Origin of the sequence: Mycolicibacterium frederiksbergense (assembly GCF_012223425.1) — a bacterium.
Classification (GTDB): domain Bacteria; phylum Actinomycetota; class Actinomycetes; order Mycobacteriales; family Mycobacteriaceae; genus Mycobacterium; species Mycobacterium frederiksbergense.
In genome coordinates this window covers 3,208,249-3,233,531 of sequence record NZ_CP038799.1, presented here as the reverse complement: position 1 = coordinate 3,233,531, position 25,283 = coordinate 3,208,249, and the positions used below count along the sequence as shown (strand labels likewise).

Below are 25,283 nucleotides of genomic sequence, written 5' to 3'. Positions count from 1 at the left end.
TTGTTGGGGGTCGTGAGATCTGCGGTTATCTCAGTCCGGTGATGATGGCGTCGGTGTTGGCGCGCATCATGTCGAGGTAGGTGTCGGCCTGCGAGCCGGCCGGACTGAGGGATTCGCTGTAGAGCGGCACGATCTGCACCTGTACGCCGGCGTCCTGTGCCAGCACCCGGGCCAGCTTCTCCGGCTGCGACGAGTCGACGAAGATGGCTGGCACCCGGGCGGATTGGATCGCGCCGACCAGCGACTGCAGGTCGGATGCGCTCGGCGCGGCCAGTGTGGTGCCGCTGGGCACCACGGCACCGATCACCTCGAAATCGAAGCGCTCCGCCAGATATCCCAGCACATGATGGTTGGTCACCAGCTTGCGCCGGTCCGGTGGGAGCGCGGCGAAACCCTGGCTCATCGTGTCGTCGAGGCGGCGCAGTTGTGCGCGATAGTTCTCGGCGTTGCGGATGACGGCGTCGACGTCGACACCGGCGACATCGCGCACGATCGCTTCCTCGATGACATCGACGGCGGCGATCATCCGTTCTGGATCGGTCCAGAAGTGCGGATCCGGCATGCCCGCGCTGTCGCCCTCGGCGTACGTGATCGGGTCGATGCGTTCGCCGACCGCGAGCGTCGACACACCTTGCGAGGAAGCACTTTCGACGTTGCGGGTGACGTTCTCTTCGAGTCCGAGACCGTTGTAGACGATGAGGCCGGCGCCGTTCATCGCGGCGGCGTCCCGGGCCGAGACTCCGAACGAGTGTGGATCGGCGTTGGGTTGCATCAACACCCGGACCGCGGCCGCGTCCCCGACGATGTTGCGGACAACGTCTCCGAGAATGTTGGTGGTCACCACGATCTCGCCGCTGCCACCGCCGGACCCGCCGCCGCAGGCGGTGGCCAGGACGCTGATCAGAGCCGCGAGTGATGCGAGGGCCCGCCGTGTCACCGGCCGGCCTCGACCATGAGTCCCGGCGTGACCTCGGTGCGCAGGGTGCGAGCGATCCGCAACCCATCGGCATAGTCGATCTCGTAGATCTCCTTGGCTGCCGCGTTGTTGACATAGGCACGGTCGGAATCGAGATCGACGACCGGCTGCGGCCCCTCGGCGGGTACTCCGCCGGAGATCAGGGGGATCCGCGCAGTCTCGGCACGCGTCTGGACATCGAAGGAACTCAGGCTTCCGTCCCGGCGCAGCACCAATACGGTTCCGTCACCGGCGGTATTGGTGGCGATGGCATCGGGGACGGGGATGGGCGTCCAGGCGCGCTGCCGGCTGTCGAGCACCCAGACCGTTCCCTCGGCCACCCCGGCGAATACATCGGAGCGGTCCCGGTGTTCCATCTGAGCCGGATGTTGCGCCGGTGCGTCTGCGGGATAGGGCATCGCGGTGACGGTGAGATCCTTCTCGCCGCCGGTGACCCGGACCGCGCCGTTCTCACAGCCGAAGACGACCGCCTTGCGGGTTGCCCTGGCCCAGGTCGGGCCGGCACATTCAGCATCGAGTTCGCTCGTGCCGGCGTCACCGGTGACCTGGATCCGACCGCCGTTGGACACGGAGACGATCCTGCTGCCGTAGGGCACCACGGTCGCGGTGTCCGGTGGGGCCGTCAGCCCCTCCGCGCTTTCGATCGCCTTGGTGCCGAGCTTTTCGCGATCGAAGAGGTCCACCACACCGGACTCCGACCGGACCGCCACCGTGGAGCTGCTTGCGGCCACCGCCGCGACCGGCAGATCGAGGGTCGCCACCTCGGCCGGTTCGCTGGCGAAGTAGTGGTAGTGCTCGCCATGGTCGAAGGTCCACGCGCCGGCATCGACCACGGCCGTCCGCTCCCCCGTTCGCAGATAGCCGAATCGACCGTCCCCGTAGAGCGCAGAAACCGCTCCGTAGGAACCGATCTGGGTCTCGATCTCGTCCACGGCGTCATACACCGACGTCGCTCCGGTGGTCGGGTCGACCAGCACCAGCTTGGTCAGCGCACCGTCGATTTCGCGGGCGCCGTCTTCGATGTCCACCCCGTCGCCGGTTGAGGCCGAGGAGGTCTCCGGCGGCGCCGGGGGCGGTTGCGTGCTGGAACAGCCCACCGCGACCACCGCCGTGGCGGCGACGGCCGCGACGGGCTTCCAGCGGTTGCGCAGCAATGCGAGCGCGGTCGAGGCGAAGAACAGCAGCACCGCGACACCGGCGATGGTCGCTCCCCCCGCGGTACCGGCGTACCAGGAGATCATCAGCCCGAGGTAGACCGCCGCACTGCCGATCACCGCGGACAACACCATCACCCGGGGGATGGAGCGTGCCCACATGAGCGCGGCAGCGGGCGGCGCGACGAGCAGTCCGAGCACCAGCAGCGTGCCCACGACGTGGAAGGAGGCCACCATGGCCACCGCCATGAGCACGGTCATCGCGGGAATTGCCAGGTTCGGGCGAAGGCCCAGGGTGGCGGCCTTGCGCGGATCGAACGTCACCGCCACGAAAGCTCGGTGGCCGGCGACGACGGCGACGAAGGTCAGCAGCAGTGCCACCGCCAGGACGACGAGATCATTGGTCCGCACCGCGAAGACGTCTCCGAACAGGAAGCCGGTGAGGTCCACCGCGAAGCTCTGTGACCGCGACACCACGATGACGCCGAGGGCGAGCATGCCGACCAGCAGCAGACCGATGCTGGTATCCGAGGCCAGCTTCGAGGAACGCCCAATTGCCGCGACCCCGAAGGCCATGACCAGCGCCGCCACCAGCCCGCCGGCCATCAGGCTCACCCCCAGCAGCGCGGCGATCGCGACCCCGGGCAGCATGCCGTGCGTCATCGCCTCGCCCAGGAATACGCTGCGGCGCAACAGGACCCAGCACCCCACCAGGGAGCACAGGCACGCGGCGATCACGCCGGCCACCAGTGCCCGAAGGACCATGTCGGCCTGGAACGGGTCGATCAGCCAGTGCGTCATGCCGTACACTCTTAGCAGTAATGAATGTCATTATCAATAAGGTGACCGCGGTCACCGTTCCCATCCGCGTCGCCGGCCTGGACTTCAGCTACGCCGGCGCACCGGTCTTCCGTGGGCTCGACCTGACCATCCCGGTGGGGGTGGTGACCGCCCTCACCGGGCCCAACGGGTGCGGCAAGTCGACATTGCTCGGGCTTCTGGCCGGCGTCCAGCAACCCGACGCGGGCAGCATTCGCGCCGGCACGGACAACGTCGCATTCGCCGTGCAGCGCAGTCGGGTAACCGACTCGTTTCCGGTGACAGTGTCCGAGGCCGTGATGATGGGCCGGTGGCGGCATCTCGGATTGTTGCGCCGGCCCAAGGCTGCAGACCGGGCCATCGTCGAGCACTGGCTGGCGACACTGGGCATCGCCGAACTGCGGCACCGCACCCTCGGCGAACTGTCCGGAGGGCAGCGGCAACGGGTGCTGCTGGCGCAGGCTTTCGTCCAGGAGGCACCGCTGCTCCTGCTCGATGAACCCACCACCGGATTGGATGCCGCCTCGGCGGCGCTGCTGATCGCGCACCTGCGACGCCTTGCCGACGACGGCGCGACCGTCATCGCGGCCACCCACGACGCCGCCGTGATGCAGGCCGCCGACGGCCGACTGGACCTTGCCGGGCAGGGCGGCGCACTAGGCTGAACGTCGTGACCTCGCACACCGTCGATCTGAACGCTGATCTCGGAGAGGGTTTCGGCGTCTGGACGCTCGGCGACGACGACGCCATGCTCGACATCGTGACATCGGCCAATGTCGCCTGCGGATTCCACGCCGGCGACCCGGCCGGGCTGCTGCGGGTCTGCCATGCCGCCGCCGCACACGGTGTGCGGATCGGCGCCCAGGTGGGGTACCGCGATCTGGCCGGCTTCGGGCGGCGGTTCATCGACGTGGATGCCCCGGACCTCACCGCCGACCTGATGTATCAGATCGGCGCCTTGTCGGCATTGGCACAGGCCGCCGGTACCGCGGTGACCTATGTGAAACCACATGGCGCCCTGTACAACACGATCGTCACTCACGAAGCGCAGGCCCGGGCGGTCGCCGAGGCGGTCTACACCGTGGATCCGGAGTTGCCGGTGCTGGGACTCAGCGGATCGGCATTCTTCGCCGCCGCGCAGGAACTCGGCGTGCGGACGGTCTCGGAGGTATTCGCCGACCGGGCCTATCGACCCGACGGACAGCTGGTGTCCCGCCGCGATCCCGGCGCCGTACTGCACGACACCGACGAGATCGCCGACCGGGTGCTGACGATGGTGACCGAGGGCCGGGTCACCGCCGTCGACGGCACGAGCATCCCGGTCAACGCCGAATCGGTGTGCGTGCACGGGGATTCGCCCGGTGCGGTACATATTGCGGCCGCAGCCCGGGCGCGGCTCGCCGAGCACGGGATCACGCCCGCTCCGTTCCGCTAGTGGTCGTCTCGGTCAGCTCGTAGCGGATGAGCCGGTGCAGCTACTGAGACGCGGCGTCCCGGTTGGCGCCGCCGACGACGCTGGCCAACAATCCGGGCAGAGCCGACTCGACCGCGTCGCGACGCAGCTTCTGATACGTCAGCCCGTCGATCATCAGACGTTCGGTGATGCCGGCCTCGCGCAGGATCTTGAAGTGGTGGGTGGCCGTGGATTTGTTGATGCCGTCGTAGAGCGCCACACACTGCAGCGGCGCCTGCGCGTTGTGCAACCGGCGCACCATCTCCAACCGCACAGGATCATGGATCGCCGCCAGCACCTTCTGCACGGACCCGACCGGGTGCACCGGATACTCGGTGACCAGCGCGTTGTCTGCCATCGGAATAACCTCGGTCATATTCGGTTTGATCTCTGTCGAACCCAGCGTAGCCTCGGACGGGTTCGATGTCCGTCAAACCAGACACCGGAGGTGACCGCGATGGTGGCATTCGACCCTGCGACCACCCCGACCCAACGCTGGGCCTACCCGGTGGTGCTGGTGCTGAGCGGCGTCGCGCTGGGTGTCTCGGGGTTGCCCGCCCCGCTGTACGGCATCTATGAGGCGAACTGGCACCTGTCCCCACTGGCCACCACCATCGTCTTCGCGGTGTACGCGCTGGCGGCCCTGGCGGCGGTGTTGGTGTCGGGAAAAATCTCCGATGTCGTCGGCCGCAAGCCGGTTCTGATCGGGGCGCTGGTGGCCCTGCTGATCGGCCTCGGGGTCTTCCTGATCGCCGACAGCATGGCGATGCTGCTGCTGGCCCGCACCATCCACGGCGCCGCGGTCGGCTCCATCGTCGTCGCCGGCGCGGCGGCACTGCTCGATCTGCGCCCGGACCGCGGGGTGCGCACCGGCCAACTCAGTGGCGTCAGCTTCAACATCGGGATGACGGTCGCCATCATCGGGTCCGCTCTGCTGGCCCAGTACGCGCCGCATCCGCTGCGCACGCCGTATGCCGTCGTCGCGGTGATCTGCCTGTTGATCGGCGTCGGCGTGCTGGCCCTCAACGAGCCACACACCGTGCGCACGCCCGGCCCCATCCGGCTGGCCAAACCGGCTGTGCCGGAGGAGATCCGCGCTGATTTCTGGTTCTCGGCGCTGGGCGCCATGGCCTCCTGGTCGGTGCTCGGGGTGCTGCTGTCGCTGTACCCGTCGCTGGCCGCCCAGCAGACTCATATCGACAACCTGGTCTTCGGTGGCGCGGTGGTCGCCACCACCGCGTTCGCCGCCGCCATGGCCCAGCTCGGCGCCACCCGGCTGCCCGCCAGATACTCGGCGATCATCGGCGATATCGGGATGGCCGTGTCGCTGCTGTTGACCATTCCGGTCCTGCTGACCCACCGCTGGGAGCTGGTGTTCGTGGCCGCGGTGCTGCTCGGCGTGACGTTCGGACTGGGATTCGGCGGCTCGTTGCGCCACCTGTCCGACGTGGTGCCCCCGACGCGGCGCGGTGAGACGATGTCGGCGTTCTATCTGCTGGCCTACACCGCGATGGCCGTCCCGACCCTCATCGCCGGCTGGGCCGCCACCAGGTGGGATCTGGCATCCGTGTTCCCCTGGTTCGCCGGTGCCGTCGCCGCGGCGTGCCTCGGCGCGGCCGCGGCGGGGCTGCGCAGCACCAGGGCCGCCCGGGGTCTCTAGGCTGACGGGCGTGACCGATCACGCGTTCAGCGCCGCCGAGCGCCGGGCCGTCTACCGGACCATCGCCGAACGTCGGGATATGCGCCGCTTCGTTGCCGGCACCGCGGTCGACGAGGGCATCCTGGCCCGGCTGCTGCACGCCGCACACGCCGCACCGAGTGTCGGCCTGATGCAGCCGTGGCACTTCATCCGGGTCACCGATGCGCACCTGCGCCACGCGATTCATGACCTGGTCGATCAGGAACGCAAGCTGACCGCCGAGGCGCTGGGCCCGCGCGCCGAGGAGTTCCTGGAGCTCAAGGTCGAGGGCATCCTGGAATGCGCCGAACTATTGGTGGTCGCGCTGCGCGACGATCGGCAGCGCCATGTCTTCGGGCGCCGCACGATGCCGCAGATGGATCTGGCATCGGTGTCGTGCGCGATCCAGAACCTGTGGCTGGCCGCTCGTGCGGAAGGCCTCGGCATGGGCTGGGTGTCGATCTTCGAGCCTGCCCGGTTGGCCGAACTGCTGGGCATGCCGGCGGGTGCCGATCCGGTAGCCATCCTCTGTCTGGGACCGGTTCCGGATTTCCCGGACCGGCCGGCCCTGGAGATCGACGAGTGGACCATGGGCCGGCCGCTGTCGGAATTCGTCTCGGAGAACGGTTGGGCCACAGCAACTTCGGGTGCCGACGGCTAGGGCCCGCCGTAGGGCAGCAACGCCATTTCCCTGGCGTTCTTGATCGCGATCGCGACCTGCCGCTGCTGTTGCGGGGTGAGCCCGGTGACCCGACGGGACCGGATCTTGCCGCGATCGGAGATGAACGTCCGCAGTACCGAGATGTCCTTGTAGTCGACCTCGGTGATACCGAGGGCCTTGAGCTTGTTCTGTCGGGGTCGTTTGATCTCTTCGGGCGCGGGTCTGCGCTTCTTCGGTGCGCGGGGTGCCATCACCAGCTCGCTTTCCGGATGCCGGGCAGCTCACCGCGGTGCGCCAGCTCGCGCGTGCGTACCCGCGACAGCCCGAACTTGCGCAGGTGGCCGCGCGGCCTCCCGTCGACCGCATCGCGGTTGCGCACCCGGACCGGACTGGCATCGCGCGGCATCCGCTGCAGCTCGGCTTGGGCGGCAGCGCGTTGCGCCGCTTCGGTATCCGGCCGGCGGATCAGCTCTTTCAGTTCGGCACGACGCTCGGCGTAGCGCGCCACCGTCTCGCGGCGTCGCTCGTTCGCGACGATCTTGGACTTCTTGGCCATCAGCGTTCTTCCTTGAAATCGACGTGCTTGCGCAGCACCGGGTCATACTTCTTCAACACCAACCGGTCCGGATCGTTGCGCCTGTTCTTCCGCGTGACGTACGTATACCCGGTGCCTGCGGTGCTTTTCAGCTTGACGATGGGCCGGATGTCGTTGCTCTTGGCCATCAGACCTTCTGCCCTTCCCGGCGCAGCCGACCGACCACGGCCTCGATCCCGTCGCGGTCGATGACCTTCATCCCTTTGGTACTGACCCGCAGCCGGATCCGCCGGTCCTCCGAGGGCAGGTAGTAGGTCTTGATCTGGATATTGGGATTCCAGCGGCGACGGGTACGCCGGTTGGAATGCGACACTCGGTTACCGAAACCCGGTGCGCGCCCGGTGACCTGGCAGTGCGCAGACATCGACGGCTCCTCATACATGCTCGGTCGTTAATGAAAACGATTTTCGACAAGCTGACCGCCACACGGTAGCGTACGGAACTGACTTATTGAAAATCGTTACCGATAGGGTGTGATGAGATGCGGACGCCAGTGATACTGGTAGCCGGTCAGGGCGCGGGGACCGACGCCGTCGACGTCCTGCTGCGCGACGAGGGAACCGCGGTGGTCGGCTATTCGGTCGACGGGCACGTGGTGGTCCGGCAGGTCAGCGGCATGCGGGACACCAAGTTGGTGATCACCCAGTGGCCGCTGGAGATCACCAACTGCTGTGTCACCTGCACCATCCGCAATGATCTGCTGATCCTGCTGCGCCAACTGCACCGGCGCGACGACGTGCAGCGCATCGTCGTGCAGCTGATGGAATGGCTTGACCCGGAAGCGATCTGCACGGCCATCAACGACACCCCGGTGCAACTGGGCCCCGGCTACATCGACGGACCGGCCGGGCGCGACGTCGAGATCCAGGCCGTCGTGACATGTATCGACACCGGTGTCTGGCTGAGCCAGGCGCTCGGCGAGGACGAGCTCGACGACTCCCGCACCGTGGCACAGGTGGTGGTCGGGCAGGCGGCCTTCGCCGATGTGCTGGTGCTGACCGAAGCCGACCGGGCGACGCTGGCCGTGCTGCGGAGGTTGGCACCCCGGGCGCGGATCACCGTCGGATTGCAGCACTTCACCACCGCGCTCAAGCACCTCGACGCCCAGTCGCGCCGGGGCCGCAGCGACGACCCGCACGATTCGCTGCTGGCCGGGCAGCCGCCGCTGCAGCCCGATGGCGAGGTGGAACTCTTGGAGTTCAACGCGCGCAGGCCTTTTCATCCAGAGCGTCTACATCAGGCCATCGATGCGTTGCTCGACGGGGTGGTGCGGGCACGCGGACGGGCCTGGCTGGCCAGCCAACCCGACACCGTGGTGTGGATCGAATCGGCGGGCGGCGGACTGGGCGTCGGCGACGCCGGGCGCTGGCTGGCAGGCATGTCGGAGAGCGATCGCGCCTATGCCGACCCCGAGCGCACGGCGATGGCCGCCTCGCACTGGGACGACCGGTTCGGCGACCGGCACATCGCGCTGACCATCCTGGTCTGCGGGGCCAACCCGGGCACCATCATGACCGCACTGCACGGCGCACTGCTCACGGATGCCGAACTGGACAACCCACAGGGCTGGGCCGGCTTCCCCGACCCGTTCGGGGAGTGGCACGAAGATCCCTGCTCCGAGCGTGCACACGACCTGACCGATGACCACATCATGTTGAACGGAGAAGAATGAAGCCCGATATCCACCCCGATTACCATCCGGTGGTCTTCCAGGATGCCAACACCGGCAAGACCTTCGTCACCAGATCGACCATCAAGAGCGACCGCACCATCGACTACCAGGGCGCCACCTACCCACTGGTGGTCGTCGACGTGACCTCCGATTCACACCCGTTCTGGACCGGCACCAACCGCCACCTCGACACGGCCGGGCAGGTGGAGAAGTTCCGCCGCCGGTACGGGACCCGGTAGCGCAGGGGTCCTCCAGCTTCGGGCAATAGGCTTTGGGCATGCGTCTGAAAGCCGGCCGGCCCGATATCGACGATTACGCCCGGTACTTCGACCTGCCGCCGGCCGGCACGACCGCAGCACCGACGGTGACCTGGGCCGGTGTCACCACGCTGCTGATCTCCGATGGCACATCGGCGATCTTGACCGACGGCTTCTTCAGCAGGCCGTCACTGCTGCAGGTAGGGCTGGGCCGGATCGCGCCGTCGGAGCCCCGCATCGACGGTTGCCTGGGCCGGCTCGGGGTACGGAGCCTCGACGCGGTACTCCCGGTGCACACCCACTTCGACCATGCCATGGACTCGGCGGTGGTCGCGCAACGCACCGGCGCGACACTGGTCGGCGGTCACTCGGCGGCGCACATCGGACACCGGTTGCCCGCCGACCGCGTCGTGGTGGCCACCCCCGGGGAATCGATGCGCCTCGGCAACTTCCAGGTCACGCTGATCGTCGGCGACCACTGCCCGCCGGACCGCTTTCCCGGTGTGATCGACGCGCCGGTCGACCCACCCGTGCGGGCCTCGGTGTACCGGTGCGGCGAGGCCTGGTCGACGATGGTGGCGCACCGGCCCAGCGGGCGCCGGATGCTGGTCGTCGGCAGCGCCGGCTTCGTGCCGGGCGCGCTGGCCGGTCAGCGCGCCGAGGTGGTCTATCTGGGCGTCGGACAGCTCGGTCTGCAGCCCGAAACCTACCTGCGCGACTACTGGGCCGAGACCGTCCGCACCGTCGGCGCGCGCCGCGTCGTGCTCATCCACTGGGATGATTTCTTCCGGCCCCTGGACCGCCCACTGCGGGCGTTGCCGTACGCCGGTGACGATCTGGACGTGACGATGCGGACGCTGACCGCGCTGGCCGCGCAGGACGGTGTCGGCCTGCATCTGCCGACGCTGTGGCAGCCGACGGATCCGTGGCGCTGACCCTCTCCGTAGCCGCGCTCGCCGCGGTGCTCGGATTTGCGCTGCTGCGCCCCCGTTTCCAGGCCGTGGTCGCGGTGGCCGCGGCGGCCACGGTGATCGCAACCGGCGCGGTGCCCTGGGATGCGGCGGTCGCCGAGGTGTCCGAACTGGCGCTGGTGGTCGGATTTCTGGCGGCCATCCTGGTCCTGGCGCGACTGTGCGACGACGTCGGGCTGTTCCACGCGGCCGGCGTGCTGATGGCGCGGGTTACCTCCAGCGGCCAAAATCGCTTGCTCGTCTCGGTATTCGCCATCTCGGCGGCCGTCACGGCCGTGCTGAGCCTGGACGCGACCGTGGTGTTGCTGACACCGGTGGTGCTCGCCACCGCGCGTGCCCTGTCCGTGCCGGCCCGTCCGCACGCCTATGCCACGGCGCATCTTTCCAACACCGCGTCGCTGCTGCTGCCGGTGTCGAACCTGACCAACCTGCTGGCGTTCAGCGCGGCCGGTCTGACATTCCTGCATTTCGCCGCCACCATGGCGCTGCCCTGGCTGGCTGCGATCCTGGTCGAGTTCGTGCTGCTGCGATGGATCTTCGCGAAAGACCTGTCCGTCCAACCACACCACACCACACCGGATGAGCCCCTGCGGGTGCCGGTCTTCGCGCTCGCGGTCGTGTTCGCGACCCTCGCCGGATTCGCGGTCACCTCACTGCTGGGCCTGTCACCCGCCTGGGCCGCGCTGGCCGGGGCGCTCGTACTCGGCGTACGCAGCCTGGCCCAGAAGCGCAGCACAGTATCCGGGATCTTTGCCGCACTGGACCTTCCGTTCCTGGCATTCGTGCTGTGCCTCGGCGTCGTGGTTGCCGCCGTCATGAACAACGGTCTCGAGCCCGCGATGGCCCGCCTCATCCCCGATGGTCAGGGCCTGCCGGCACTGCTGGGGATCGCCGCGGTGGCGGCACTGCTGTCGAACGTCGTCAACAATCTGCCCGCGGTGCTGGTGATGCTGCCGCTGGTGACGCCCGTGGGACCGGCAGCGGTGCTGGCCGTGCTGATCGGGGTCAATATCGGGCCCAACCTGACTTACCCCGGCTCACTGGCAAACCTGTTGTGGCGCGGGATCGTTCACCGTGACGGGTTGCGGGCACGGTTCACCGAGTTCAGCAGGGTCGGGCTGTGCACCACCCCGTTGACGCTGATCGCCGCGGTGGTGTGCCTGTGGGCCGTCACCCGGGCAGGTTGAGTTCAGGACTGCAAGCGGGCGCGGACGGTGGCGAGCCGCGCTTCGAGCTCGGACTCGGTGATCACACCCCGCACGAGCAGCGAATGGGCCAAGGCCATCAACTGGTTCTCGGGATAGGGCAGGGCCGCGTACAGGGTCGCCGCGAGCGCGTCCTCCTCATCGCGGCGTTCCTTGAAGCTCGGCACATCGGCGCTGCACGACGCGGCGTCGAGGGCATCGCACAGGCCGTCGAGGCTGGTCTTCCACGGCGGTACGGGATTGTCGACGCCGTACTTGGCGGCCATCCGCGGCCACACCTGATCGCGTTCGACGATCTGTTGCAGCGGGGCGATCGGCGTGTTCACGGCCGGTCCGGGATCGGGTGAACGGCCGGACGGGTGTCGGTGATGACGTTGGTGGTGACGCCCGGCTTCGGTAGTGCCACTCCGATCAGGGAATCACGGGTCACGATCTCGGCCAGTTGGTCCTCGGTCCAGTCCTCGGTGCCCTCTGGACGCATCGGCATGACCATGAAGCGGTGCTTCTGGTTCGAGTCCTGCACCCGCACCTCGATGTCGTCGGACAGGTACAGGCCGAACTCGGCAAGAACTTGCCTGGGCCAACGGACCAGTCGCCGACGGTAATTCGGCGTGCGATACCACTCCGGCGAGTTGCCGAGGATGGGTCGCGGATAGCACGAGCACAGCGCACAGACGATGACGTTGTGCAGGTTCGGGGTGTCCTCCAGGATCTGGAAGGCGGTGAAGTCGCTGGGCGTGCCGAAGCCGGTGGGTTCCATCCAATCGACACCGACTTCCTTACTGGCCGACATCGGCTCGGCAAGTGCGAGTGCCTTGAACTCGGGATCCAGCCAGGCGCGCGCCACGAGATGCGCGGCCGGTGCCGGCCCGATCTGCTCGGCGAACTCGGTGAATTGGCGGTGTTCGGCCGCGGTGAAGATGCCCTTCTCTATGCACAGTTCGCGCAGTGCTACTTCCAGCACTTCGAAATCGGTGATCTCGTCGACCATCGGCGCCACCGTGCGCTCATGGTCGTGGTCATGGTCGTGATGTGCACCGTGCTCGGTCATGCAAAAACCCTTCTGCCAGAAATCAACTGGCGGGCCTGAGCCAATGTTCGGGGATCTCGGTCTGGAGGGTGTCGGTGGCGGTACCGGTGTAGCCGTGCCACAGCTGGGACATGTTGAAACGCACCACATAGAACCATTCCGGCGGTGCGTCGGGGCGATCCCAGGTCTCGTCCTCGGCGGCCGGGCTCTCATAGGCCACCGCCGCGATCTCACCGGGGGCACCGCGGACGTACTCCGGTGTGCGGGTGTAGAACAGCACCGGTAGCTCGTCACGGACCACCACCCGGTCACCGACTCCGAACGCGGGGGGCCCGGCCAGTCCGGCGTAGACCTGCGGGTCACCCTTACCGACCGCGTGCAGATGGTGGCTGTTGCGCTTGACCCCGGACCCGTCACCTTCGAACCTGGGCTGAGCCTCGACGGCGCGGCCGTTGAGACCACCTGCGTAGCGGGCCTTGACCTCGGCCATCCGCTCGGTGAGTTCGGTGAGTCCGATATGGTGCTTCTCCACCAGGATCCGCGCCACCGACAACAGCCAGCGCCCGTAGTACGGAAGTCCCAGATATTCGGCGCGCCCGACATCGACATTGCCGATCCGGCGCCGCTCCTCGGACAGCCAGATACCGCGCCAGGCCAGCACCTCGCAGATCACGTAGGTGAGTTCCTCCCACGCCTCGTACTGCTTGTTCTCGTACTTCATCGGGGCGTCCGGTTCACCACCCACGTCGTGGACCGGCTTGAGATAGGCGGCGATGTACTCGTGGTCGAGCAGATCAGGTGTGGGGGCGTCCGGTAGTTCGGGATAGGACGACTTGAGCCTGGCGACGAGTTCCAGCTGGGCGGCGCGCTGCGCGGGAGTACTCATGGGGACTTCCTCGGGCTCCACTGGGATGGGCCCATCGACCATAACCCGCACGTGGAGGCGGCGCCCCCAAAACCGGCGAAGGAGTTTGCTAGCCGCGGCGGCGCTGGCGGGCGATCTCGGCGAGCACCACACCGGCGGCCACCGAGGCGTTCAGTGATTCGGTGGGCCCGGCCATCGGGATCGAGACGATCGCGTCGCAGTTCTCCCGCACCAGCCGGGACAGCCCCTTGCCCTCGGAGCCCACCACGACCACCATCGGCCCGGAGGCATCCAGCTGGTCCAGTTCGGTGTCACCCTTGGCGTCCAGACCGACCACCTGCAGGCCGGCGTCCGACCAACTGTTCAGGGTCCGGTTCAAGTTCGTCGCCCGCGAGACCGGAAGGCGTGCCGCCGCACCGGCACTCGTCCGCCAGGCCACCGCGGTGACCGATGCCGAGCGACGCTGCGGGATGACCACACCGTGCCCGCCGAACGCCGCGACCGAGCGCACGATGGCACCGAGGTTGCGGGGGTCGGAGATGTTGTCCAGCGCCACCAGCAGGGCCGGGATGCTGTCGCGTTGGGCGGCCTTGAGCAGATCATCGGGGTGGGTATACGAGTAGGGCGGCACCTGCAGGGCGAGGCCCTGGTGCAGCCCGTTGCTGGCGATCCGGTCCAGATCGTGCTTCTGAACCTCCAGGATCGAGATGCCGGAATCGGCTGCGCGCTGCACGGATTCGGTGATCCGCTCGTCGGCGTCCACTCCGAGCATCACCCACAGGGCGGTGGCGGGCACGCCGGCGCGCAGACACTCCACCACGGGGTTGCGCCCGAGCACGACCTCGGTCTCGTCGGTCTTGCGGTGTCGGCCCTGCGCCGCGCGCGCTGCCTTGGCGGCCTTCTTGGCGGCGGGATGGTGCGGCCGGTCCTTGGCCGCAGGCGTGGCCTTCTTGCCTTCCAGCCCGCGCCGCCGCACTCCACCGGAGCCCACCACCGGGCCCTTCTTGGTGCCCTCTTTGCGGATGGCGCCGCGGCGCTGTGAGTTTCCGGCCATCAGTTTTTCTTCCCGTCGGTTCGCTCGCTCAGACCGTGCTCCGCTTCGGTCAGCGACCACTGGGGCCCGTCTGCGGTGTCGGTGACCTCGATGCCGGCCTCTTTGAGCCGGTCCCTGATCGCGTCTGCGGCGGCCCAGTCGCGCTTCTCGCGCGCCTCGGTGCGCCCGGCAAGTGCCCAGTGCACCAACACATCCACGGCGGCCAGCGCGGCCGAGGTCTCGTCCCGGGACTCCCAGCGCTCATCGAGCGGGTCGCAGCCGAGGATGCCCATCATGGCCCGGATCGACCGGGCCGCGGCCATCGCGCCGTCGTGGTCACCGGCGTCGAGCGCCCGGTTACCCTCCGCGCGGGCGGTGTGCACCTCGGCCAGCGCGATCGGCACCGCCAGATCGTCGTCGAGGGCCGCTTCGAACTTGTCGGTCCAGGTGCCCGGTTCCACCGCGCCGACGCGGTTGCGCACCCGGTGCAGGAACTCCTCGATGCCGGTATAGGCCTTGGCCGCGTCGGTCAGCGCGTTCTCGGAGAACTCCAGCATCGAACGGTAGTGTGCGCTGCCCAGGTAGTAACGCAGCTCCGCAGCCCGAACCCGCTGCAGCACAGCGGGAATCGCTAGCACATTGCCCAGCGATTTGCTCATCTTCTCGCCGCCCATGGTGACCCAGCCGTTGTGCAGCCAGTACCGGGCGAAGCCGTCGCCGGCGGCCTCGGCCTGGGCGATCTCGTTCTCGTGGTGCGGGAACACCAGGTCCATGCCGCCGGCGTGGATGTCGAACTCCGCACCCAGGTACGCCTCACACATGGCCACACATTCGGTGTGCCAACCGGGGCGGCCCTGTCCCCACGGCGTCGGCCACGACGGTTCGCCCGGCTTCGCGCCCTTCCACAACGTGAAATCGCGCGGATCACGCTTGCCCGTGGCCGCACCCTCGCCCTGGTGCACATCGTCGATGCGGTGCCCGGAGAGCTTGCCGTAGTCGGGCAGGCTGAGCACATCGAAGTAGACGTCCCCACCGCCCTCGTAGGCATGGCCGCGCTCGATCATCCGCTCGATCAGTTCGACCATCTGGGTGATGTGCCCGGTGGCTCGTGGCTCGACCGAGGGCGGCAGCACGCCCAGCGCCTCGTAGGCGGCGGTGAAGGCGCGCTCGAAGGTCGCCGCCCATTCCCACCACGGGCGGCCCGCGTCGGCGGCCTTGTTCAGGATCTTGTCGTCGATATCGGTGACGTTGCGGACGAACGCGACGTCGAAGCCCTTGGCGGTCAACCACCGCCGCAACACATCGAAGGCCACACCGCTGCGCACATGCCCGATATGGGGTTGCCCCTGAACGGTGGCACCGCACAGATAGATCGAGGCGTGGCCGGGGCGCAACGGCACGAAGTCACGAACGGCGCCCGCCATCGTGTCGTAAAGCCGCAGTCCAGTCACGACGTGCCAGCTTACCGGCCTTCTGCCGTCGGTCGCACCAGCCTCGTGGCGTTACCGGTGCGGACCGACGACAAGTGCGGTCGCGATCGCCGCCAGACCCTCACCGCGACCGGTCAGGCCGAGTCCGTCGGTGGTGGTGGCCGACACCGAAACCGGCGCGCCGAGCAGTTCCGAGAGCAGGTTCTGGGCCTCGGTGCGGCGCGGCCCGATCTTGGGCCGGTTACCGATCACCTGTACGGCGGCATTGCCCACCCGGAACCCTTCGGCCGCCAGCAGACCGTGGACGTGGCGGAGCATGTCCGCGCCGCCCACACCGTGCCACTGGGGTTGATCGGTACCGAACACGGCACCGAGATCGCCGAGCCCGGCCGCGCTCAGCAGCGCATCGCACAATGCATGAGCGGCGACGTCACCGTCAGAATGACCGGCGCAGCCATCGGCCTGGTCGAACAACAGGCAGAGCAACCAACACGGCCGCCCGGCCTCGATGGGATGAACGTCGGTCCCGAGACCGACGCGCAGATCCGTCACATCGTCGCTTCGTGACGGCTAGGACGCTGCCGCGAGCGCCTCTTCGAGAATGATCTCGGCCTTGGCGTCGACGGTGTTCTCGGCGAGCGCGAGCTCACCGACGAGGATCTGGCGAGCCTTGGCCAGCATGCGCTTCTCGCCTGCGGACAGGCCGCGCTCCTGGTCCCGACGCCACAGGTCACGAACCACCTCGGCGACCTTGTTCACGTCACCGGAAGCAAGCTTCTCCAGATTCGCCTTGTACCGGCGCGACCAGTTGGTCGGCTCCTCGGTGTGCGGCGCGCGCAGCACCTGGAAGACCTTGTCGAGGCCTTCCTGGCCGACGACGTCGCGGACACCCACGTACTCGGCGTTGTCAGCGGGAACACGAACAGTGAGATCTCCCTGCGAAACCTTCAGGACGAGATACTCTCTCTGCTCACCCTTGATGGTTCGGGTTTCGATCGCCTCGATTAACGCCGCACCGTGGTGTGGATAGACAACGGTGTCTCCGACCTTGAAAATCATCAGTTTCGAGCCCCTTTCACCGCTCAATGTTAGCACGGAGCCCGGACACGCGCGGAACAACAATGCAGGTCAGGGGCATCGGCGACGAAGACTAGGGGTTGACACCGTGGCCGATACATGCACGTGGACGGCTGTCTTGGCGCCCAGTTCGGGGCCCGCCACGGCCCTGAGAAGCCCTCGGCTACCGCGCGCAATCAGCACCTACTACAGTGCATAGTCGAATCCGTCCGGTTGAGCAGGAGGCTCCAGTGGTCGCAGTGAACCGCTCCAATGTGCGCGCGGCCCGCCTGGCCGCCGGCGCCCTGATCGCCGGCCTCGCCCTCACCGGCTGCAGCGCCGGTCAGGTGTCCCAGAGCGCCAATCAGGAACCCGCCGTCAACGGCACCGTCGGCACTGTCGGTGACATCGCGTTGCGCAACGTGTTCCTGCGAGCGCCGCAGACCACCGACTACGTGCAGCCCGGTACCGATGCCGAGCTGATCTTCGCGGCCGCCAACAACTCCGCCGACGTCGATGACAAGCTGGTCTCCGTCACATCCGATGTCGGCACGGTGACGCTCACCGGCGATGGCGAGATCCCGGCCAGCGGTCTGCTGCTCGTCGGCGACCCCGACGGTCATGACGCCCTGGGCACCATCGAGCGCGAGGACGACGTCGACGCGCAAGTGACGCTGACCGAACCGATCTCCAACGGGCTCATGTACGACTTCACCTTCACCTTCGAGCGTGCCGGCAGCACGACCGTCGCCGTGCCGATCTCGGCCGGCGAGGTGGCACGCCGCGATGGTGAGCCCGTCGTCGGCGGCGGACACGACACGGGTGGGCACTGACCTGACGATCTGACCGGTTTGTCGGGGGGAACCGATACCGTTCACAGCGTGGCTTCGAAAGTACGTTCGCAATACCGGTGTTCGGAATGCAGTCACGTCCTGCCCAAATGGGTCGGGCGCTGCCCGGACTGCGGTACCTGGGGCACCGTCAACGAAGTCGCCGCGCTCACCGCGCTGAACGGCAGTTCCACCCGGCGCGCGGTCGCGCCGTCCTCCCCCGCGGTTCCGATCACGACGATCGACCCGGGTGTCACCAGACACTTCCCCACCGGGGTGAGCGAACTCGACCGGGTGCTCGGCGGCGGACTGGTGCCAGGCTCGGTCACACTGCTGGCCGGTGATCCCGGGGTGGGCAAGTCGACCCTGCTGCTCGAGGTCGCGCATCGCTGGGCCAGCAGAGGCCGGCGCGCGCTCTACCTGTCCGGTGAGGAATCGGCCGGGCAGATCCGGTTGCGGGCCGAACGCACCGGGTGCACACACGACGAGATGTATCTGGCCGCCGAATCCGATCTGCAGACCGCGCTCGGCCATATCGAGGCGGTCAAGCCCACCCTGGTGGTGGTCGACTCGGTGCAGACGATGTCCAGCTCCGAATCCGACGGGGTGACCGGCGGGGTCACCCAGGTGCGGGCGGTCACCACGGCGCTGACGTCCTACGCCAAGATGTCCCGCGCGGCCGACGGTGTCGCCCTGCTGCTGGTCGGCCATGTCACCAAGGACGGTGCCATCGCCGGCCCACGCTCACTGGAGCACCTCGTCGACGTCGTGCTGCACTTCGAAGGCGACCGCGCCTCGGCCCTGCGCATGGTGCGCGGGGTGAAGAACCGTTTCGGCGCATCAGATGAGGTCGGCTGTTTCCTGTTGCACGACAACGGGATCGAATGTGTGGAAGACCCGTCGGGGCTGTTCCGGGATCAGCGCCCGGCCCCGGTACCGGGCACCGCCGTCACGGTGACGATGGACGGCAAACGGCCGCTGCTCGGCGAGGTGCAGGCATTGATCGGCAACGTGGCGCAGGGCACCCCGCGGCGCGCCGTCAGCGGTATCGACTCCGCCCGTGCCGCGATGATCACCGCCGTGCTGGAGAAGCGCACCGGCCTGAAACTCGGGCAGCACGACATCTACCTGTCCACCGTGGGCGGTATGCGCCTGACCGACCCCTCCGCGGACCTGGCGGTGGCCATGGCCATCGCATCGGCCCAGACCGATGTGCCGCTACCGGCAACGGCCATCGCCATCGGCGAGGTCGGGCTGGCCGGGGATCTGCGCCGGGTCAGCGGGATGGACCGCAGACTCGCCGAGGCGGCCCGGCTGGGCTTCACGGACGCGATCGTGCCGCCCGGGGTCAAGGATGTGCCCGCAGGTCTACGCCTGACCACCGCGGACAACATCGGCACGGCATTGCGGGCACTCCGGTCGATCGACAACAATGGCGGCCGATCCTAGGAGGCGCGATGGCGGTGAAGTCCAGGGGCAGCCGGAACGTGGTGCATCTGGCCCGCCCCACGTTGCGCGAGACGCTCGGCAGGCTGGCGCCGGGCACCGACCTGCGGGACGGCCTGGAACGGATCCTGCGGGGTCGCACCGGTGCGCTGATCGTGCTCGGCTACGACGACAGCGTCGAGGCGATCTGCGACGGCGGCTTCAACCTCGATGTCCGGTACGCACCCACCAAACTCCGCGAGCTGTCCAAGATGGACGGCGCGGTGGTGCTCTCCAGCGACGGCTCCCGCATCCTCAAGGCCAATGTGCAGTTGGTGCCCGACCCGTCGATCCCCACCGACGAATCCGGCACCCGGCACCGCTCCGCGGAGCGCGCCGCCGTACAGACCGGCTACCCGGTCATCTCGGTCAGCCACTCGATGAGCATCGTCACGGTGTACGCCGCCGGGGAGCGACACGTGGTGCCCGACACCCCGACCATCCTGTCCCGGGCCAACCAGACCATCGCGACGCTGGAGCGCTACAAGTCCCGTCTCGACGAGGTGAACCGGCAGCTGTCCACCGCGGAGATCGAGGACTTCGTGACGCTGCGCGACGTGATGACGGTCGCCCAGCGCCTGGAGATGGTCCGCCGGATCAGCCTGGAAATCGACGCAGACGTCGTCGAACTGGGCACCGACGGCCGTCAGCTCAAGCTGCAACTGGAGGAACTCGTCGGCGGCAACGACACCGCCCGCGAGCTCATCATGCGCGACTATCACGCCAATCCGGATCCGCCGAGTGCGGCCCAGGTGAGCGCCACGCTGGAGGAACTGGACGCACTGTCGGACAATGAGCTGCTCGACTTCACCGCGCTGGCAAGGGTTTTCGGCTATCCGTCGACCATCGAGGCGCAGGACTCGGCGATGAGTTCACGCGGCTATCGGGCGATGGCGGGCATCCCGCGACTGCAGTTCGCCCATGTCGATCTGCTGGTGCGGTCCTTCGGGTCGTTGCAGGGCGTGCTCGCGGCCAGTGCCACCGACCTGCAGTCGGTGGACGGTATCGGCTCGATGTGGGCCCGCCACATCAGGGAGGGTCTGTCCCAGCTGGCCGAGTCGACGATCGCCGACCAGCTGGCCTGAGCTGCGTCAGCCCGGCGCCTGCCCGCCACCCTCGTGCGGCTGGGCTTCCGCGGGCGGCGGCGCGTCGGCCGGTGGCGCCGGGGCCGCTTCGGACAGGACGAACGGCACCGAAGCCGACCGCAGGTTGCCGAGCTGAACCAGCAGGTTGTAGGTGCCCGGACCGATCGGCTGGCGGGGCAGCGGGCAGTTCGGGGCGGAGTCCATACCGGTCCAGGTGACCTCGGTGGTCACCTGCTCGCCCGGGTTGAAGGTCTTGACCAGCGTCTCGTTGGACGGCGCGCAGTCCAGGTTCGACCACAGCCGCTTGTTGTCCAGCGAGTACACGTAGGCGGCCAGCACGGCGGCCCCGACATCACGCTGGCAGGCCACCAGCCCGATATTGGTGACGACCATGGTGAACTTCGGCTGATCGCCCATCACATAGTCGGGGGCGCTGGTGATGCCCTTGACCGCCAAAGTGGAGTCCGGGCAGTCATCGCCCTCCTGCAACACCGGGGGCGGAACGACCGCGGTGGTCGGTGTCGGCACCGGCGGCGGGGCCTGGGCGGCGGGCGGAACGACCGGGGTCTTCACCCCGGGCTCCTCACCCGGCAACGGCGTGGGGGCCGGCGCGACCTCGGTGTTGGCCGACGGATCAGCGGTGGCACCGTCGGATCCGGTGCTGTTGGCGACCACGACCGCCACGATGGCGGCGACGATGACGATCACCACCACTGCGACACCTATCGCCAGCGCCCTGCGGCGCCGGTAGATCTCCGGTGGCAGCTGGCGCGGGGGCTCGGTGTCTAGCACGACCTCAACGGTAAGCCGAGGCCACCTGTAGTCGTTCGAGGCGTGTCGGCGTGTCGGGTGTGGTATCGGTCAGGCTTCGCCGATATCGCCCAAATGCTGGCGCAGCGCCACCCGGCCGTCGGCCAGATGGTAGGTCAGCCCCACGATCGCCAGGCTGCCCGCCTCGACCCGCTCGGCGATGACCGTCGAGCGGGCCAGCAGCTGCGCGCCGGTCTCGATGACGTGGCGGGCCTCGAACTCGTCGACCCGGGTCAGGCCGTCGCGGCGGCCCATCAGGATCGACGGCAGGACCCGCTCGACGATGTCACGGATGTAGCCACCGGGAATGTCGCCCTCGTCGAGCGCGTTCAGGGTGGCCTTCACCGCGCCGCAGCTGTCGTGCCCCAGCACCGCGATCAGCGGCACGTTGAGCACACCGACCGCGTACTCGATGGAACCGAGCACCGCCGAGTCGATGACGTGGCCGGCCGTGCGGACCACGAACATCTCGCCGAGACCCTGGTCGAAGATGAGCTCCGCGGCGACGCGGCTGTCACCGCAGCCGAACAGGACAGCGGTCGGCTTCTGCGCCTCGGTCAGCCGGGCGCGGTCCTCGATCCCCTGGCTGGGATGCAGCGGCTTTCCGGCAACAAAACGCTCGTTACCCTCTTTGAGTGACTTCCACGCGGCGATGGGATTCGAGTTGGGCATGATCGGTATTGTGCCCGAGCCTGGTGTCGGTATCGACCCAGAGGAGCTGCTCGCCTGGTTCGACGAGGCTGAACGCGATCTCCCGTGGCGGCGGCCCGAGGTCACCGCGTGGCAGATCCTGGTCAGCGAGTTCATGCTGCAGCAGACGCCGGTGAGCCGGGTGGAGCCGATCTGGCTGGCCTGGGTTGCCCGGTGGCCGACGCCGTCGGCGACCGCGGCGGCCGGTCCGGCCGATGTACTGCGGGCGTGGGGCAAATTGGGTTATCCCCGCCGCGCCAAGCGCCTGCACGAGTGCGCGGTGACCATCGCGAGCCAGCACGGCGACGAGGTGCCCACCGATGTGGAGACCCTGCTGACCCTGCCCGGCGTCGGGGCCTACACGGCGAGGGCCATCGCGTGTTTCGCCTATCGACAGCGGGTCGCGGTGGTGGACACCAACGTCCGCCGGGTGGTGTCGCGGGTCGTGCACGGCGTCGCGGAGGCGCCGGCCAGCACCCGCGATCTCGACGAGGTGGCCGCACTGCTGCCCGAAGGTGATGCGGCGCCGCGCTTCTCGGCGGCGCTGATGGAACTCGGGGCGATCGTCTGCACCGCACGCGCCCCCAAATGCGGGGTGTGCCCGCTGCGCGCCTGCCGCTGGCGCAGCGCGGGATATCCGGCCGCGTCAACGCCGGCCCGAAGGGTACAGCGCTACGCCGGCACCGACCGGCAGTGCCGTGGACGCCTGCTCGATGTGTTGCGCGCCAGCACCGACCCGGTCACCCGGGCGCAATTGGATGTGGTGTGGCTTTCCGATACCGCGCAACGCGACCGGGCGCTGGATTCGCTGCTGGTCGACGGCCTGGTCGAGCAGACGGCAGCGGGCCTGTTCGCCCTTGCGGGCGAAGGCGGTTAAGCGGTCGCCTCGCAGGCATTGTCGCAGGAGAAACGCCGCCGGTAATCGGACGGCGTCACGCCGATGATGCGCCGGAAGTGGTGGCGCAGCAACGTCGCGGTGCCGAACCCGCAGCGGTCGGCCACCCGGTCGATGTCCAGGTCGGTCTCCTCGAGCAAGCGGCGCGCGTAGAGCACCCGCTGATCGGTCACCCACTGCATCGGGGTCCGCCCGGTCTCGTCGACGAACCGCCGGGCGAAGGTGCGCGCCGACATGTTGGCGCGGGCCGCGAGGTTGGCCACGGTATGCGGTTTGTCGAGGTTGGCCAGAATCCAATCTAGCTGCGGGGCAAAGCCTTCCGAGTAACGGACCGGTATCGGCTGGTCGATGTACTGACGCTGGCCGCCGTCTCGCTGGGGTGGCACCACCATCCGCCGGGCGATCTTGTTGGTGATCTCGGCGCCGAGTTCACGGCGCACCAGGTGCAGGCAGGCGTCGATACCCGCGGCGGTTCCCGCACTGGTGATGAGGTTCCCGTCGTCGACGAACAGCACATTGCGGTCCACTCGCGCGGTCGGATATGCGGTGGCCAGATCGTCGGCGTGCATCCAGTGGGTGGTGCAGGGCCTGCCGTCCAACAGACCCGCCGCGCCGGCCAGGAAGGCGCCGGAGCAGACGGTCAGAACGGTCGAACCGGACTCGACGGCCCTGCGTACCGCGGCCAGCGCCGCGGGCGAGTAGTCGGTCCCGCTGATCGCCGGAATGGCCACCAGGTCGGCACCGATCAGGTCGTCGAGCCCGTGGTCCGGCGTCAGGGTGGCGCCGACGGCGGTGCGGATCGGCCGGCCGGCCTCGGGCCCACACACCCTGAAATCGAAATTGGGCACACCGTCGGAGGAGCGGTCGATGCCGAAGACCTCGCAGATCACGCCGAACTCGAAAATCGCTAGACCGTCCAGCACCAGCACCGATACGCTCGATATCGCCATGGCAGCATTTTATCTCAAGGTGTCATTCCTGCCACTGTTGGCCGGATATTTATCAACGGAGACTTACTGCCATGACTACTCCACTGACCTACCTCGCACTGGGCGCCGTACTGCTGGCACCGTTCGCGCTCACCTGGGCGCTCAGCCGTACCGCCCGCCGTACCGGGATCCTGCGGCTGTCCCTCGATCAGTTCCGTCCCGCCGCGCCGTTCGTCGGCAGGCTTGCCGGCAGCGGCCATCCCGATGACCGCGACGGCTTGCGGGCGATGCACGACCTCGACGCCATCCGCACCCGCTTCGAGGCCCAGCCCTCCTGGCCCACCTCAAGCGCCTCGGGCGAACGCCGCTAGGAACGACTCCACCGCCCGGCGGTAGACCTCCGGCGCATCATCGTGGATCAGGTGTCCCGCACCTGGAACGTTCAGATATGTCGACCGGTGACCCGTCTCGTGCATCTTGCGCATCTGCCCGGGTGGCGCGACGGTGCCGCCGGCCTCCAGCAGCAGCACCGGCGCCCGCACCGCTTCCCACTGCGCCCAGTAATCGCGGGTGCCCCATTGCGCGGCGATCTCGATCCAGCGGGCAGTGTGACCGTGTAGTCGCCAACCGGACTCGATCCGGTCGAACGCCTCCAGGAAGTACTGCCCGGCGACCGGCCCGAACTCCTGATAGACCTGTTCGGCGGAGTCGAACTCGACGGGCAGCGCGTGCAGCCACGGCTCCCACGGGCCGGTGGTCCGGCCCCTGAAATCCGGCGCCATGTCCTCGACCACCACCGCGCTCACCAGATCCGGTCGCTCGGCCGCCAGGCACCAGGAATGCAGCCCGCCCATCGAATGTCCGATCAGCGTGACCGGGCGCCCCAGCGAGTCCACCGCCGCCCCGAGATCCTCGACGAAACGCTCGGTGCTGATCGGGTACGGATCGCTGACATCGCGGCCGCGGTGCCAGGGCGCGTCATAGGTGTAGACCGGGCCGAATCGGGTCAGCCAGGGCAGCTGCCGCGACCACGTGCTGCCGCGGCCCATCAGGCCGTGCACCAGGACGAGAGGTTCACCACCGGCATCCTCGGGGCCGCCGCGGGACGTGAGCGAAACGCTGCGCATGCCGCCATCCTGCCGCGACCGGGCCCGGGTAGCCTGAACCGCATGCCCGTCGTGAAGATCAATGCCATCGAGGTACCGGCCGACGCAGGCCCAGAGCTGGAGAAGCGGTTCGCCCATCGCGCACACGCGGTGGACAACCAGCCCGGCTTCCTCGGCTTCCAGCTGCTGCGTCCGGTCAAGGGCGAGAACCGCTACTTCGTGGTCACCCAGTGGGAGTCCGACGAGGCATTCGAGGCGTGGGCCAAGGGCCCGGCCGCGGAAGCCCACGCCGGGCAGCAGGCCAAGCCGGTTTCCACCGGCGCATCGCTGCTGGAGTTCGAGGTTGTGTTGGACGTTGCGGGGACTGGCAAGTAGCACGCAGCGGCGCGCGCTCGGTGTCGGCGCGCTGGCCACCGCGGTCGTTCTGCTGACCTCCAGCTGCGGGCAGACCGGGCCGCCGGTCGCCGACGCGGCGTACGGCATGCACATCGACACCAACACCCCGCAGGGGCTGCGCGCCAAACAGCTGCTGGACATGGTCAATTCCGACTGGCCGATCGGCACAGTGACCGTCGGGACACTGGCCGTGCCCGGCATG

Annotated in this window: 32 protein-coding genes and 1 pseudogene; 15 read left to right on the top strand and 18 right to left on the bottom strand. The window is 68.3% G+C overall.

Annotated features, from left to right (window positions below; all coding sequences use genetic code 11):
• Window positions 1-25: 25 nt before the first annotated feature.
• Complete coding sequence (aztC, locus tag EXE63_RS18595) at window positions 26-937, bottom strand: zinc ABC transporter substrate-binding protein AztC (protein ID WP_168143125.1); 912 nt, start codon at window positions 935-937, stop codon at window positions 26-28.
• Complete coding sequence (gene aztB / locus EXE63_RS18590; protein WP_168143124.1) at window positions 934-2,931, bottom strand: zinc ABC transporter permease AztB; 1,998 nt, start codon at window positions 2,929-2,931, stop codon at window positions 934-936. Before aztB ends, aztC begins: the two co-directional genes overlap by 4 nt.
• A gap of 41 nt (window positions 2,932-2,972) precedes the next feature.
• Between aztB and aztA the strand changes: the two genes are divergently transcribed.
• Both aztA and EXE63_RS18580 read left to right on the top strand, forming a co-directional pair.
• The gene (gene aztA / locus EXE63_RS18585) at window positions 2,973-3,614 is read left to right on the top strand and encodes a zinc ABC transporter ATP-binding protein AztA (RefSeq protein ID WP_234904181.1); all 642 of its coding nucleotides are present in this window, start codon (window positions 2,973-2,975) and stop codon (window positions 3,612-3,614) included.
• A gap of 5 nt (window positions 3,615-3,619) precedes the next feature.
• Entirely contained in the window at window positions 3,620-4,384 is a 765-nt protein-coding gene (locus tag EXE63_RS18580) for a LamB/YcsF family protein (RefSeq protein ID WP_168143122.1), read from the top strand.
• Window positions 4,385-4,424: 40 nt separating this feature from the next.
• Here EXE63_RS18580 and EXE63_RS18575 read toward each other — a convergent pair whose 3' ends face one another.
• Window positions 4,425-4,760: an ArsR/SmtB family transcription factor gene (locus EXE63_RS18575; RefSeq protein WP_168143121.1), complete on the bottom strand. Its 336-nt coding sequence runs from the start codon at window positions 4,758-4,760 to the stop codon at window positions 4,425-4,427.
• Between the two features lie 99 nt (window positions 4,761-4,859).
• On the opposite strand from EXE63_RS18575, the gene EXE63_RS18570 reads away from it, so the two are divergent.
• Window positions 4,860-6,062: an MFS transporter gene (locus EXE63_RS18570; protein ID WP_168143120.1), complete on the top strand. Its 1,203-nt coding sequence runs from the start codon at window positions 4,860-4,862 to the stop codon at window positions 6,060-6,062.
• A gap of 10 nt (window positions 6,063-6,072) precedes the next feature.
• Entirely contained in the window at window positions 6,073-6,741 is a 669-nt protein-coding gene (gene bluB, locus EXE63_RS18565; protein WP_209999736.1) for a 5,6-dimethylbenzimidazole synthase, read from the top strand.
• Here bluB and rpsR read toward each other — a convergent pair.
• Genes rpsR through rpmB form a run of 4 tightly spaced genes read right to left on the bottom strand, consistent with a single transcriptional unit; the run spans window position 6,738 to window position 7,700 of the window.
• Complete coding sequence (gene rpsR / locus EXE63_RS18560) at window positions 6,738-6,992, bottom strand: 30S ribosomal protein S18 (protein WP_168143119.1); 255 nt, start codon at window positions 6,990-6,992, stop codon at window positions 6,738-6,740. The two genes, bluB and rpsR, sit on opposite strands and share 4 nt — an antisense overlap.
• A complete protein-coding gene (gene rpsN / locus EXE63_RS18555) occupies window positions 6,992-7,297 on the bottom strand; it encodes a 30S ribosomal protein S14 (protein ID WP_168143118.1) in 306 nt (101 codons plus the stop codon). Before rpsN ends, rpsR begins: the two co-directional genes overlap by 1 nt.
• Complete coding sequence (gene rpmG / locus EXE63_RS18550) at window positions 7,297-7,464, bottom strand: 50S ribosomal protein L33 (RefSeq protein ID WP_105365803.1); 168 nt, start codon at window positions 7,462-7,464, stop codon at window positions 7,297-7,299. The genes rpsN and rpmG overlap by 1 nt, the downstream gene beginning before the upstream one ends.
• The gene (rpmB, locus tag EXE63_RS18545; RefSeq protein WP_168143117.1) at window positions 7,464-7,700 is read right to left on the bottom strand and encodes a 50S ribosomal protein L28; all 237 of its coding nucleotides are present in this window, start codon (window positions 7,698-7,700) and stop codon (window positions 7,464-7,466) included. The genes rpmG and rpmB overlap by 1 nt, the downstream gene beginning before the upstream one ends.
• 117 nt (window positions 7,701-7,817) lie before the next feature.
• Here rpmB and mrf point away from each other — a divergent pair, with 117 nt between their 5' ends.
• From mrf to EXE63_RS18525, 4 genes are read left to right on the top strand one after another with little or no spacing between them, the layout of a single operon-like run.
• Window positions 7,818-9,008 (top strand): ribosome hibernation factor-recruiting GTPase MRF, encoded by a 1,191-nt coding sequence (gene mrf, locus EXE63_RS18540; protein ID WP_168143116.1) that lies wholly within the window; start codon window positions 7,818-7,820, stop codon window positions 9,006-9,008.
• Complete coding sequence (locus EXE63_RS18535; protein WP_168143115.1) at window positions 9,005-9,247, top strand: type B 50S ribosomal protein L31; 243 nt, start codon at window positions 9,005-9,007, stop codon at window positions 9,245-9,247. The genes mrf and EXE63_RS18535 overlap by 4 nt, the downstream gene beginning before the upstream one ends.
• 38 nt (window positions 9,248-9,285) lie before the next feature.
• Window positions 9,286-10,200 carry an MBL fold metallo-hydrolase gene (locus EXE63_RS18530; RefSeq protein WP_168143114.1) on the top strand — a complete coding sequence of 305 codons (915 nt, stop codon included), beginning with the start codon at window positions 9,286-9,288 and terminating at the stop codon, window positions 10,198-10,200.
• Entirely contained in the window at window positions 10,191-11,423 is a 1,233-nt protein-coding gene (locus EXE63_RS18525; RefSeq protein WP_168143113.1) for an SLC13 family permease, read from the top strand. The genes EXE63_RS18530 and EXE63_RS18525 overlap by 10 nt, the downstream gene beginning before the upstream one ends.
• 2 nt (window positions 11,424-11,425) lie before the next feature.
• Here the strand turns inward: EXE63_RS18525 and EXE63_RS18520 are convergent, their stop codons facing one another.
• From EXE63_RS18520 to carD, 7 genes are all read right to left on the bottom strand, one after another.
• Window positions 11,426-11,707: a thiocyanate hydrolase gene (locus EXE63_RS18520; RefSeq protein ID WP_233213219.1), complete on the bottom strand. Its 282-nt coding sequence runs from the start codon at window positions 11,705-11,707 to the stop codon at window positions 11,426-11,428.
• A gap of 56 nt (window positions 11,708-11,763) precedes the next feature.
• Complete coding sequence (scnC, locus tag EXE63_RS18515) at window positions 11,764-12,492, bottom strand: thiocyanate hydrolase subunit gamma (RefSeq protein ID WP_168143112.1); 729 nt, start codon at window positions 12,490-12,492, stop codon at window positions 11,764-11,766.
• A 22-nt stretch (window positions 12,493-12,514) separates the two neighbouring features.
• Window positions 12,515-13,357, bottom strand: coding sequence for an SH3-like domain-containing protein (locus EXE63_RS18510; protein WP_168143111.1), 843 nt, complete (start codon window positions 13,355-13,357; stop codon window positions 12,515-12,517).
• 88 nt (window positions 13,358-13,445) lie between these two features.
• Window positions 13,446-14,390, bottom strand: coding sequence for a 23S rRNA (guanosine(2251)-2'-O)-methyltransferase RlmB (gene rlmB / locus EXE63_RS18505; protein WP_105365811.1), 945 nt, complete (start codon window positions 14,388-14,390; stop codon window positions 13,446-13,448).
• Window positions 14,390-15,793: a cysteine--tRNA ligase gene (gene cysS / locus EXE63_RS18500; RefSeq protein WP_234904604.1), complete on the bottom strand. Its 1,404-nt coding sequence runs from the start codon at window positions 15,791-15,793 to the stop codon at window positions 14,390-14,392. The genes rlmB and cysS overlap by 1 nt, the downstream gene beginning before the upstream one ends.
• Before the next feature lie 78 nt (window positions 15,794-15,871).
• The gene (ispF, locus tag EXE63_RS18495; RefSeq protein WP_168143109.1) at window positions 15,872-16,351 is read right to left on the bottom strand and encodes a 2-C-methyl-D-erythritol 2,4-cyclodiphosphate synthase; all 480 of its coding nucleotides are present in this window, start codon (window positions 16,349-16,351) and stop codon (window positions 15,872-15,874) included.
• Between the two features lie 18 nt (window positions 16,352-16,369).
• The gene (carD, locus tag EXE63_RS18490) at window positions 16,370-16,858 is read right to left on the bottom strand and encodes an RNA polymerase-binding transcription factor CarD (RefSeq protein WP_057170837.1); all 489 of its coding nucleotides are present in this window, start codon (window positions 16,856-16,858) and stop codon (window positions 16,370-16,372) included.
• A gap of 248 nt (window positions 16,859-17,106) precedes the next feature.
• Here carD and EXE63_RS18485 point away from each other — a divergent pair, with 248 nt between their 5' ends.
• The 3 genes from EXE63_RS18485 to disA are packed head-to-tail and all read left to right on the top strand — an operon-like array spanning window position 17,107 to window position 20,255.
• Window positions 17,107-17,688 (top strand): copper chaperone PCu(A)C domain-containing protein, encoded by a 582-nt coding sequence (locus EXE63_RS18485; RefSeq protein ID WP_168143108.1) that lies wholly within the window; start codon window positions 17,107-17,109, stop codon window positions 17,686-17,688.
• A 48-nt stretch (window positions 17,689-17,736) separates the two neighbouring features.
• Window positions 17,737-19,134 carry a DNA repair protein RadA gene (gene radA, locus EXE63_RS18480; protein ID WP_168143107.1) on the top strand — a complete coding sequence of 466 codons (1,398 nt, stop codon included), beginning with the start codon at window positions 17,737-17,739 and terminating at the stop codon, window positions 19,132-19,134.
• 8 nt (window positions 19,135-19,142) lie between these two features.
• Window positions 19,143-20,255 (top strand): DNA integrity scanning diadenylate cyclase DisA, encoded by a 1,113-nt coding sequence (gene disA / locus EXE63_RS18475; protein WP_168143106.1) that lies wholly within the window; start codon window positions 19,143-19,145, stop codon window positions 20,253-20,255.
• 6 nt (window positions 20,256-20,261) lie between these two features.
• Here the strand turns inward: disA and EXE63_RS18470 are convergent, their stop codons facing one another.
• Both EXE63_RS18470 and EXE63_RS18465 read right to left on the bottom strand, forming a co-directional pair.
• Window positions 20,262-21,047: a hypothetical protein gene (locus EXE63_RS18470; protein ID WP_168143105.1), complete on the bottom strand. Its 786-nt coding sequence runs from the start codon at window positions 21,045-21,047 to the stop codon at window positions 20,262-20,264.
• 69 nt (window positions 21,048-21,116) lie between these two features.
• Window positions 21,117-21,737, bottom strand: a complete 621-nt coding sequence (locus EXE63_RS18465) for a carbonic anhydrase (protein ID WP_168143104.1) — start codon at window positions 21,735-21,737, stop codon at window positions 21,117-21,119.
• Here EXE63_RS18465 and EXE63_RS18460 point away from each other — a divergent pair.
• A complete protein-coding gene (locus EXE63_RS18460) occupies window positions 21,736-22,632 on the top strand; it encodes an iron-sulfur binding domain-containing protein (RefSeq protein WP_168143103.1) in 897 nt (298 codons plus the stop codon). The two genes, EXE63_RS18465 and EXE63_RS18460, sit on opposite strands and share 2 nt — an antisense overlap.
• Here the strand turns inward: EXE63_RS18460 and EXE63_RS18455 are convergent.
• A complete protein-coding gene (locus EXE63_RS18455; RefSeq protein WP_168143102.1) occupies window positions 22,629-23,600 on the bottom strand; it encodes a GlxA family transcriptional regulator in 972 nt (323 codons plus the stop codon). The two genes, EXE63_RS18460 and EXE63_RS18455, sit on opposite strands and share 4 nt — an antisense overlap.
• 71 nt (window positions 23,601-23,671) lie before the next feature.
• Between EXE63_RS18455 and EXE63_RS18450 the strand changes: the two genes are divergently transcribed.
• Window positions 23,672-23,950, top strand: a complete 279-nt coding sequence (locus tag EXE63_RS18450) for a hypothetical protein (protein WP_168143101.1) — start codon at window positions 23,672-23,674, stop codon at window positions 23,948-23,950.
• Here EXE63_RS18450 and EXE63_RS18445 read toward each other — a convergent pair.
• Window positions 23,924-24,706, bottom strand: a complete 783-nt coding sequence (locus EXE63_RS18445; RefSeq protein WP_168143100.1) for an alpha/beta fold hydrolase — start codon at window positions 24,704-24,706, stop codon at window positions 23,924-23,926. The genes EXE63_RS18450 and EXE63_RS18445 overlap by 27 nt on opposite strands.
• 42 nt (window positions 24,707-24,748) lie before the next feature.
• Here EXE63_RS18445 and mhuD point away from each other — a divergent pair, with 42 nt between their 5' ends.
• Together mhuD and EXE63_RS18435 are read left to right on the top strand one after the other, a co-directional pair.
• Window positions 24,749-25,060, top strand: coding sequence for a mycobilin-forming heme oxygenase MhuD (gene mhuD / locus EXE63_RS18440; protein ID WP_105362825.1), 312 nt, complete (start codon window positions 24,749-24,751; stop codon window positions 25,058-25,060).
• Window positions 25,041-25,283, top strand: a pseudogene (locus tag EXE63_RS18435) (serine hydrolase); the annotation flags it as partial. The gene mhuD and the pseudogene EXE63_RS18435, both read left to right, overlap by 20 nt.